Below are 316 nucleotides of genomic sequence, written 5' to 3'. Positions count from 1 at the left end.
GGCCGATTGGCATTGCCCTCACGCTTCTCGTGCTGCCGCTGATCCAGGCGGAATTCGGCATAGCGGGGACGCAGGTCGCGGTGATGGCGCTCATCGCCGCGGCGCTCGCGCTGGTGGGGTTCCTGTACCGGCCACCCGGAACCGCCGCCGCTCCGGCTTCAGCGGAAGGCTCGCAGCTCGCGAACCCGGCAGTCTGGGCCGTGCTGCTGGCAGGCGCGATATGGGCTTTCTACAATGTCGGGTTCGCCATGATCTTCAGTTTCGCGCCGTCAATGCTGGTCGAACGCGGCTGGTCAACCGCCGCGGCCGGCTCCGC

The 316-nt window shown here is 68.4% G+C and carries 1 pseudogene; it reads left to right on the top strand.

Features of this window, described 5'->3' with window-relative positions:
* Positions 1-316, top strand: a pseudogene (locus EN857_RS35150) (MFS transporter); the annotation flags it as partial.

The sequence above is a fragment of the Mesorhizobium sp. M4B.F.Ca.ET.214.01.1.1 genome (genome assembly GCF_004791545.1).
Taxonomy (GTDB): domain Bacteria; phylum Pseudomonadota; class Alphaproteobacteria; order Rhizobiales; family Rhizobiaceae; genus Mesorhizobium; species Mesorhizobium abyssinicae.
This window is presented reverse-complemented; position numbering and strand designations above follow the sequence as displayed.